Below are 8,282 nucleotides of genomic sequence, written 5' to 3'. Positions count from 1 at the left end.
GACCGAGCCGAGACCCGGCCGGAGCAGCGCACCCGCAGGTCGACGCCGGCCGAGAGCGACGCAGCCGCAGGGTGAAAGACGAACGACCCCGCAGCCGCCGAAGCAGCCACGGGGTCGATCGAGGAAGCAGAGGTCAGACCCCGCCACCCAGGAGCAGTCCACCGTCGGCGGTGATGGTCTGGCCGGTGAGCCAGGCGGCGTCCTCGGAGAGCAGGAAGCCCACGACGCCGGCGATGTCCTCGGGCAGCCCGAGGCGCTTGAGCGGGTACGGCGCGGAGACCTCGTCCTCGCGGCCCTCGTAGAGCGCCTTGGCGAACTTCGTCTTGACCACCGCCGGGGCGACCGCGTTGACGCGGATGTCGGGGCCCAGCTCGACCGCCAGCTCCTCGGTCACGTGGATGAGCGCGGCCTTCGAGGCGCCGTACATGCCGATCATGGGCGCCGGCTTGAGGCCCGCCACGGACGCGACGTTGACGATCGCGCCGCCGTGCTCGCCCATCCACTGGCCATGAGCCTGCTGCGCCCACGCGACGGCGGAGAGGACGTTGACGGCGAAGATCTTCGCCGCGGCCTCGAGGTCGATGTCGATCATCCGGCCGTACACGGGGTTGATGCCGGTGTTGTTGACCAGGAAGTCGAGGCGCCCGAAGGTCTCGATCGCGGTCCGCACCGCCTCCTCCTGGTGGCCGGCGTCGTCACCGGAGCCCGCCACGAAGACGGCGCGCGGACCATCCGCCGCCCGCGGCCCGGCACCCCCGCCGATGTCACCGAGCGTCGCGGCAGCCTCGGCGAGCGCGTCGGGCTTGCGCGCCGTGATGAGCACCTGGGCGCCGTCGTCGACGAGCCGCTGCGCGATGCCGAGACCGATGCCCCGGCTGGCGCCGGTGACGATCGCGACCTTGCCGTCGAAGCGCCCCATCAGGAGAGCCGCTCGATGACCATGGCCATGCCCATGCCGCCGCCGACGCACATCGACTCGACGCCGAACTGCTTGTCGTGCCACTGCAGCGAGTTGATCAGGGTGCTCGTGATGCGTGCGCCGGTCATGCCGAACGGGTGGCCCACGGCGATCGCGCCGCCGTTGACGTTCAGCTTGTCCATCGGGATGCCGAGGACCTTGGCCGAGCCCCACGACTGCACCGCGAAGGCCTCGTTGATCTCGTACAGGTCGATGTCGTCGATGCCCATGCCGGCGTTGCGCAGGGCGGCCGGGATGGCCTCCACCGGACCGAGGCCCATGATCTCCGGCGAGAGGCCGGTGACCGCGGTCGAGACGATGCGTGCGAGCGGCGTGAGGCCGAGGGCCTTGGCCTTCTCGTCGCTCATGATCACCACGGCGGCGGCACCGTCGTTGAGCGGGCACGCGTTGCCTGCGGTCACGGTCCCGTCAGGACGGAAGACCGGCTTGAGCTGGCTGACCGCCTCCATCGTCACGCCCGCGCGGGGTCCGTCGTCCTTGGAGACGACGGTGCCGTCGGGCAGCGTGACCGGGGTGATGTCCTTGGCCCAGAAGCCGGACTCGATCGCGGCCTCGGCGAGGTTCTGGCTGCGCACGCCGAACTCGTCCTGCTCCTCGCGGCTCATGCCCAGGTGCTGGGCGACGTTCTCGGCCGTCTGGCCCATCGCGATGTAGAGGTCGGGCAGCTCGCCGCTCTCCCGCGGGTCGGTCCAGGTGTCGGCACCACCTTCGGCACGCTTGGCGGTGCGGGCGATCGCGTCGGCGAACAGCGGGTTCTCCGAGCCGGGCAGGTCGGAGAAGCCGTTCTGGAAGCGGCTCACCGTCTCCACGCCGGCGGAGATGTAGGCGTCACCCTCGCCGGCCTTGATGGCGTGGAACGCCATGCGGGTGGTCTGCAGCGACGACGAGCAGTAGCGGTTCACGGTCACGCCGGGCAGGTGGTCCATGCCCGAGAGCACGGCCACGGCGCGGGCCAGGTTGTGGCCCGCCTCGCCGGCCGGCTGGCCCACGCCCAGGTGCAGGTCGGTGATGTCCCTCGGGTCGAGCCCGGGGACCTTCCCCAGCGCGGCCTGCACCATCTGCACGGTGAGGTCGTCCGGACGCATGTCCTTGAGCGAGCCCTTGACGGCGCGCCCGATGGGCGAGCGGGCGGTCGAGACGATGACGGCTTCGGTCATGGTGCTGCCTTCCGGTGGTGGGAGTCGTGCGGCGGGGTGGTGCGGCCCTCTACGGGCTCGAGGACGGTCGGCTCAGAACCCGAGGTCGCGGCCGATGAGCTCCTTCATGATCTCGTTCGAGCCGGCCCAGATGCGGGTGACGCGAGCGTCGCGCCAGGCACGGGCGACGCGGTACTCGTTCATGAACCCGTACCCGCCGTGGATCTGGACGCAGTGGTCGAGGACGGAGTTCTGCAGGTCCGACGTGTACCACTTGGCCTTGGCGGCGTCGACGGCCGTGAACCGACCCTCGGCGTGCGCGGCGACGGCCTGGTCGAGGTAGGCCTCGGCCACCTCGACCTTCGTGACCAGCTCGGCGATGAGGAACTTGTTCCACTGGAACGCGCCGATGGACTGGCCGAAGGCCTTGCGGTCCTTCGCGTACTGGATGGTCTCGAGCAGGATCTGCTTGGCGTGCGCGACGTTGGAGATGGCGCAGCTGAGTCGCTCCTGCGGGAGCTTCTGCATCATGTGGATGAACCCGCGGTCGATCTCGCCGATGATGCGGTCGTCGCCCACGCGGACGTTCTCGAAGAACAGCTCGGCGGTGTCGGACTCGGTCTGGCCGACCTTGTCGAGCTTGCGGCCGCGGCTGAAGCCCTCGTCGCCGGCCTCGATGGCGAACAGGGTGATGCCCTTGGCTCCCTTCTCGGGCGAGGTGCGCACGGCGGTGACCACCAGGTCGGCGCTGTAGCCGTTCGTGATGAAGGTCTTGGAGCCGTTGATGACCCACTCGTCGCCGTCGCGGACGGCGGTCGTCTTGAGCGCGGCGAGGTCGGAGCCGCCGCCCGGCTCGGTCATGCCGATGGCCAGGAGGCACTCGCCCGTGGCGATCTTGGGGAGCCAGCGCTCCTTCTGCTCCTGGGTGCCCAGCTCCACGATGTAGGGGGCGGTGATGTCGGAGTGGATGCCCACGCACGACGCCAGGGCGGCACTGACCTTGCTCAGCTCCTCGGCCCAGACGGCGTTGAAGCGGAAGTCCTCCGCGCCGGCGCCGCCGAACTCGTCGGGGATCTCCAGGCCCAGGAGACCGAGCTCGCCCGCGGCGAGCCAGAAGTCGCGCGGGATGGCCTTGTCCTCGATGTACTGCTCGATGTTCGGCGCGACCTTCTTCGCCAGGAACGTCGCGCAGGTGTCGCGGAAGTCGTCGTGGTCAGCGGTGTAGACGGTGCGGTCCATCGGGTCCCTCGTGCTCGGGTGCGGGCCTGGTTCACTACGCGCGGGTAGGTAAGCGCTTGCTTAGCGTGCCCGGCATGGGCCATGCTGTCAACCGACGAAAGGGACCTGTGATGACAGCCACGGCACGCGAGCGTCTGCTCGAGGCCGCCGTCGAGGCCTTCGCCGAGAAGGGCTTCACGGCGACCACGACCCGCGACATCGCAGCACGCGCCGGCATGAGCCCTGCAGCGGTGTACGTGCACCACGACACCAAGGAGAGCCTGCTCTTCACGGTCAGCATCGACGGGCACCGCTCGGCCCTCCACGTGGTGGAGTCCGGCGACGATCCCGCCGCCACCCCACCGGAACGCCTGCGACGGCTCGTGCACGACTTCAGTGCCTGGCACGCCTCGCACAGCCGGGTCGGCCGGATCGTCCAGTACGAGTTCGACGCACTGACCCCCGAGCACCGCGCCGAGGTCGCCGCGCTGCGCCGCGCGATCGAGCGCAGCCTGCAGCAGGTGCTCGAGGCCGGCGTGGCTTCCGGCGACTTCGCCGTGGACGACCTGGTGGGCACGGCACGCGCCATCCTGAGCCTCAGCATCGACCTGGTGCGCTGGTTCTCCCCCACCGGGCCGCAGACGCCCGCCGACGTCGCCGAGCTGCACGCGCGGCTCGCCCTCCGCATGGTCCTGTCCCACGACGACTGACGGCGCCCACCCCGAGGGGTGAGCGCCGTCGGGCGCGGGCAGGTGCGAGGCTCACGCCTGGAGCACGGCCTCCGCGTTGATCGTCAGCGTGATCTTGTCGCCGATCATGACCTTGTCACCCTCGAGCGGGATGTTGAAGTCGATGCCGAACTCCTTGCGGCTGATCTCGCCGGTGGCCTCGACGCCGACGCGGGTGCCGCCCCACGGGTCGCCGCCCTCGCCGAGGAAGTCGACGTTCAGCTCGAGCGGCTTGGTGACGCCCTTGATCGTCAGGTCGCCCTGCACGACGAAGGTCTCGTCGGACTTCTGCACGACGCCGTTCGTCGTGAACGTCATCTTCGGGTGCGCCTCGGTGTCGAAGAAGTCGCTGGAGCGCAGGTGAGCGTCGCGGTCCGCGGTGCCCGTGTTGATCGAGGAGAGGTCGACCTCGACGGTGACGGTGGAGTCCGTGACCGGGTCGGCGGTCACGAGGGTGCCCTCGAAGGTCTCGAACTTGCCGCGCACCTTGCTCATGATGTGGCGGACGGCGAAGCCGATCTCGGTGTGCGTGGGGTCGAGGTTCCACGTGCCGGTGGTGATGGTGCTCATGGTGTCTCCTGAAGATGGGGAGTGAGGTTCGTGGTTGAACCTTCAACGTTCGAAACGGTAGCATATAGTTGAAGACTCAATCAACCCTCTCGACCGGGATCCCTCCCGCACTAGGATGTGCCCATGACCACAGCGCCCACCGACACCCCGTGGCTCGACGCGGACCAGCAGCAGTGGTGGCGCTCCTACATGGGTGGCACGACCGTCCTGATCGACCAGCTCGACCGCGACCTCCGCGCCGCCCATGACCTCTCCATGGCCGAGTACGAGATCCTCGTGCGCCTCTCCGAGGCCGACGACCGCTCGATCCGCATGGCCGAGCTCGCCGCGGCCGTGTCGCACTCGCGCAGCCGCATCACCCACACCATCGCCCGGCTCGAGCGGGACGGCATCGTGCGACGCACGGCCAGCTGCACCGACGGGCGCGGCGTGAGCGCCGTGCTCACCGACCACGGCTACGAGGTCCTCGGCCAGGCTGCCCACACCCACGTGCGCGGCGTCCACGAGTATCTGGTCTCGCGCTGCAGCCGCGAGGACCTCGAGGCCGTGGGCCGCGTGTTCGAGGCCGTCCGTGACGGCCTGGAGGGTCGTCGCTTCTAGTCGAGACATTGCACGCGTGCTATGGACACCCATAGCACGCGTGCAATAGTCTCGGTGTCGTGAAGGACATCCGGGACGAGGCGCTCTACGCGGGCGTCGTGGCACAGGTCGTGGCGCGGCGGACGGAGCTCGGGCTGTCGCAGCGTGAGCTCGCCGACCTCTGCGGCACCACCCAGTCGGCCATCGCCCGGTTCGAGTCGGCCACCCGGCCACCGAAGCTCGACACGCTCGCTGCGGTCGCCGAGGCCCTCGACTGCACGCTCGAGGTCACCTTCCGCGCCCGCACCCGACCAGCACGCGCCCGATCGACCGAGGAGACACCATGAGCACACGCGTCGACACCGAGGACATCGCCTCGACCAGGAGCGAGCGGGTGCTCGCCGTCGTCCTGGTCGTCTTCCTGCTGATCGGCTCCGGCTGGTTCTACGTCAAGATCGACGACTGGGTCGGCGGGTCCCGCGCCTGGGAGTACACCGCCGCCGAGCAGCGCTCGATCGACGCCGCCGAGACCGCCGAGGACCGGGCCTGGCGGGCCGAGGAGGAGCGGGACACGGCCCTGACCGACCTCGAGCTCGCGCGGGAGAACCTCAGCCTCGCGATCGAGCAGGACCAGCCCACCGAGTCGCTGTCCGAGACGTTCGAGGAGGCGCAGACCGAGTACGCGGAGGCTCGTGCCGAGGCCACGACGGCACGCAGTCGAGCCGACGCCGCGCAGCGGGCCGCCGACGACGCACGTGAGACCTACGACGACCGCGCCCGCGGCAAGGACGGCCGCTACTGGATCGTCGCCCTGCTGCGCCTGCTGTTCGTCGGGGCGCTCGTCGGCGGGTCCCTGCGCCTCATCACCGTGCAGCGCGCCCGCGAGTCCCGCTACCTCACGCTCGGGCTCTCGGCGGTCGCTGCCTCCACCCTCACCGCCGTCTGGTTCGCCGGCGACTACATCACCGACTACATCGACGTCCTCGAGCTCGGACCGCTGGTGCTGTCGGTGCTCGGTGCCGGCGCGACCGTCGTCGCGTTCGTCGCCCTGCAGCGGTACCTCGCCCGCCGCGTGCCCCGCAGCCGGGTCCGCAAGGGCGAGTGCCCGTTCTGCGGGTTCCCGGTCAGGGGCGACGGCCCGCACTGCGAGGGGTGCGGCCGCGAGGTCGTCGGCGAGTGCGGCGCCTGCTCCAGCCCTCGTCGGGTCGGCTCGCCGCACTGCGCCGTCTGCGGCCACGACTGACGCGACCCGGTCAGGCGTCGAGGTCCTGTGCGCGCCGCAGCACCGTGGCTCGACGCACGAGCGGCCCCGTCACCGCGAGGTGACGGGGCCGCTGCGTGAGGGTGCGGTCAGTCGCGCGTGAGGCGACGGTGCGTGACGCGGTGCGGGCGTGCCGCCTCCTCGCCGAGGCGCTCGATCTTGTTCTCCTCGTAGGAGGCGAAGTTGCCCTCGAACCAGAACCAGCGTCCGGGCTCGTCCTCCGTGCCCTCCCAGGCCAGGATGTGGGTGGCGATGCGGTCGAGGAACCACCGGTCGTGCGACGTGACCACGGCGCAGCCGGGGAAGTCGAGCAGCGCGTCCTCCAGCGACGACAGCGTCTCGACGTCCAGGTCGTTGGTCGGCTCGTCGAGCAGCAGGAGGTTGCCGCCCTGCTTGAGGGTGAGCGCGAGGTTCAGCCGGTTGCGCTCACCACCGGAGAGCACCCCGGCCTTCTTCTGCTGGTCGGCACCCTTGAAGCCGAACGAGGCCACGTAGGCGCGGCTGTTCATCTCGAAGTTCGCGACCTTGATGAAGTCGAGTCCCTCGGAGACGACCTCCCACACGTTCTTGTCGGCCGCGATGCTGCCGCGGGTCTGGTCGGCGTAGGAGATCTTGACCGTCTGGCCGACGTCGAGCGAGCCGGAGTCGGGCTGCTCGTGGCCGGTGATCATGCGGAACAAGGTGGTCTTGCCGACGCCGTTGGGCCCGACGACGCCGACGATGCCGGCGCGCGGCAGCGAGAAGCTGATGTCGTCCCAGAGCGTCCGGCCCTCGAAGCCCTTGGTCAGGTTCTTGGCGTCCAGCACCACGTCACCCAGTCGGGGGCCGGCGGGGATGTTGATCTCGCTGGTGTCGATCTTGCGGTCGCGCTCGGCGGCGGCGGCCAGCTCCTCGTAGCGGGCCAGACGGGCCTTGCTCTTGGCCTGGCGTCCCTTCGCGTTGGAGCGGACCCACTCCAGCTCCTTCTCGAGCATCTTGGCGCGCTTGGCGTCCTTGGCCCCCTCGACCTTGAGCCGGTCCTTCTTGGTCTCGAGGTAGGTGGAGTAGTTGCCCTCGTAGCCGTGGATGCGACCGCGGTCGACCTCCGCGATCCACTCGGCCACGTTGTCGAGGAAGTAGCGGTCGTGGGTCACGGCCAGGACGGCGCCCGGGTAGGACTTCAGGTGACCCTCGAGCCACTGCACGGACTCGGCGTCCAGGTGGTTGGTGGGCTCGTCGAGCAGCAGCAGGTCGGGCTGCTGGAGCAGCAGCTTGCACAGCGCCACCCGGCGGCGCTCACCACCGGACAGGTGGTCGACCAGCTCGTCCGGCGGCGGGCAGCGCAGCGCGTCCATGGCCTGGTCGAGCCGGGAGTCGAGGTCCCAGGCGTTGACGCTGTCCAGGAAGGTCTGCAGGTCACCGGTCTCGGCCATGAGGGCGTCGTAGTCGGCATCGGGCTCGCCCATCTCGGCATACGCCTCCTCGAGGCGCTTCATCTTGCCCTTGACCTCGGAGACGGCCTCCTCGACGTTCTCGAGCACGGTCTTGCCGTCGGTGAGCGGCGGCTCCTGCTGCAGCATGCCGACGGTGGCGTCGGGGTCGCGCACGAGGTCGCCGTTGTTGGGCTGGTCGAGCCCGGCCATCAGCTTGAGCAGCGACGACTTGCCCATGCCGTTCGGGCCGACGACGCCGATCTTGGCGCCGTGGAGGAAGGAGAGGGTGACGTCGTCGAGGACGACCTTGTCGCCGTGGGCCTTGCGGACGTTGCGGAGGGAGAGCACGTAGTCAGCCATAGGCGTCCCAGCCTAGCGAGACGTGCCTGCCGCGCGACC

The 8,282-nt window shown here is 69.9% G+C and carries 9 protein-coding genes; 4 read left to right on the top strand and 5 right to left on the bottom strand.

Going from position 1 to position 8,282, the window contains the following annotated elements; all coding sequences use genetic code 11:
• Positions 1–133 precede the first annotated feature (133 nt).
• The 3 genes from NBW76_RS07065 to NBW76_RS07055 form a co-directional block, all read right to left on the bottom strand.
• Positions 134–919 (bottom strand): SDR family oxidoreductase, encoded by a 786-nt coding sequence (locus tag NBW76_RS07065; protein ID WP_056553084.1) that lies wholly within the window; start codon positions 917–919, stop codon positions 134–136.
• Positions 919–2,136 carry an acetyl-CoA C-acetyltransferase gene (locus tag NBW76_RS07060; protein ID WP_056553086.1) on the bottom strand — a complete coding sequence of 406 codons (1,218 nt, stop codon included), beginning with the start codon at positions 2,134–2,136 and terminating at the stop codon, positions 919–921. The genes NBW76_RS07065 and NBW76_RS07060 overlap by 1 nt, the downstream gene beginning before the upstream one ends.
• Positions 2,137–2,208: 72 nt before the next feature.
• The gene (locus NBW76_RS07055; RefSeq protein WP_056553089.1) at positions 2,209–3,354 is read right to left on the bottom strand and encodes an acyl-CoA dehydrogenase family protein; all 1,146 of its coding nucleotides are present in this window, start codon (positions 3,352–3,354) and stop codon (positions 2,209–2,211) included.
• A gap of 110 nt (positions 3,355–3,464) precedes the next feature.
• Between NBW76_RS07055 and NBW76_RS07050 the strand changes: the two genes are divergently transcribed.
• Complete coding sequence (locus tag NBW76_RS07050) at positions 3,465–4,043, top strand: TetR/AcrR family transcriptional regulator (protein WP_156364705.1); 579 nt, start codon at positions 3,465–3,467, stop codon at positions 4,041–4,043.
• Positions 4,044–4,094: 51 nt separating this feature from the next.
• Here the strand turns inward: NBW76_RS07050 and NBW76_RS07045 are convergent, their stop codons facing one another.
• Positions 4,095–4,631: a YceI family protein gene (locus NBW76_RS07045; RefSeq protein ID WP_055964900.1), complete on the bottom strand. Its 537-nt coding sequence runs from the start codon at positions 4,629–4,631 to the stop codon at positions 4,095–4,097.
• Positions 4,632–4,754: 123 nt separating this feature from the next.
• Between NBW76_RS07045 and NBW76_RS07040 the strand changes: the two genes are divergently transcribed.
• From NBW76_RS07040 to NBW76_RS07030, 3 genes are read left to right on the top strand one after another with little or no spacing between them, the layout of a single operon-like run.
• Positions 4,755–5,231 (top strand): MarR family winged helix-turn-helix transcriptional regulator, encoded by a 477-nt coding sequence (locus tag NBW76_RS07040; protein WP_055964897.1) that lies wholly within the window; start codon positions 4,755–4,757, stop codon positions 5,229–5,231.
• Positions 5,232–5,290: 59 nt separating this feature from the next.
• Complete coding sequence (locus NBW76_RS07035) at positions 5,291–5,557, top strand: helix-turn-helix domain-containing protein (RefSeq protein ID WP_055964893.1); 267 nt, start codon at positions 5,291–5,293, stop codon at positions 5,555–5,557.
• Positions 5,554–6,453 carry a zinc ribbon domain-containing protein gene (locus tag NBW76_RS07030; RefSeq protein ID WP_056553092.1) on the top strand — a complete coding sequence of 300 codons (900 nt, stop codon included), beginning with the start codon at positions 5,554–5,556 and terminating at the stop codon, positions 6,451–6,453. The genes NBW76_RS07035 and NBW76_RS07030 overlap by 4 nt, the downstream gene beginning before the upstream one ends.
• 107 nt (positions 6,454–6,560) lie before the next feature.
• Here the strand turns inward: NBW76_RS07030 and ettA are convergent, their stop codons facing one another.
• A complete protein-coding gene (gene ettA / locus NBW76_RS07025) occupies positions 6,561–8,243 on the bottom strand; it encodes an energy-dependent translational throttle protein EttA (protein ID WP_056553095.1) in 1,683 nt (560 codons plus the stop codon).
• Positions 8,244–8,282 lie beyond the last annotated feature (39 nt).

Source organism: Aeromicrobium sp. Leaf245 (genome assembly GCF_942548115.1).
Lineage (GTDB): Bacteria > Actinomycetota > Actinomycetes > Propionibacteriales > Nocardioidaceae > Aeromicrobium.
This window is presented reverse-complemented; position numbering and strand designations above follow the sequence as displayed.

What these genes read in the sequence shown, in the direction of transcription:
- NBW76_RS07065 (WP_056553084.1), bottom strand. Translation starts at nt 919, where the DNA reads ATGGGGCGCTTCGACGGCAAGGTCGCGATCGTCACCGGCGCCAGCCGG.
- NBW76_RS07055 (WP_056553089.1), bottom strand. Translation starts at nt 3,354, where the DNA reads ATGGACCGCACCGTCTACACCGCTGACCACGACGACTTCCGCGACACC.
- ettA (WP_056553095.1), bottom strand. Translation starts at nt 8,243, where the DNA reads ATGGCTGACTACGTGCTCTCCCTCCGCAACGTCCGCAAGGCCCACGGC.
- NBW76_RS07040 (WP_055964897.1), top strand. Translation starts at nt 4,755, where the DNA reads ATGACCACAGCGCCCACCGACACCCCGTGGCTCGACGCGGACCAGCAG.
- NBW76_RS07060 (WP_056553086.1), bottom strand. Translation starts at nt 2,136, where the DNA reads ATGACCGAAGCCGTCATCGTCTCGACCGCCCGCTCGCCCATCGGGCGC.
- NBW76_RS07050 (WP_156364705.1), top strand. Translation starts at nt 3,465, where the DNA reads ATGACAGCCACGGCACGCGAGCGTCTGCTCGAGGCCGCCGTCGAGGCC.
- NBW76_RS07030 (WP_056553092.1), top strand. Translation starts at nt 5,554, where the DNA reads ATGAGCACACGCGTCGACACCGAGGACATCGCCTCGACCAGGAGCGAG.
- NBW76_RS07045 (WP_055964900.1), bottom strand. Translation starts at nt 4,631, where the DNA reads ATGAGCACCATCACCACCGGCACGTGGAACCTCGACCCCACGCACACC.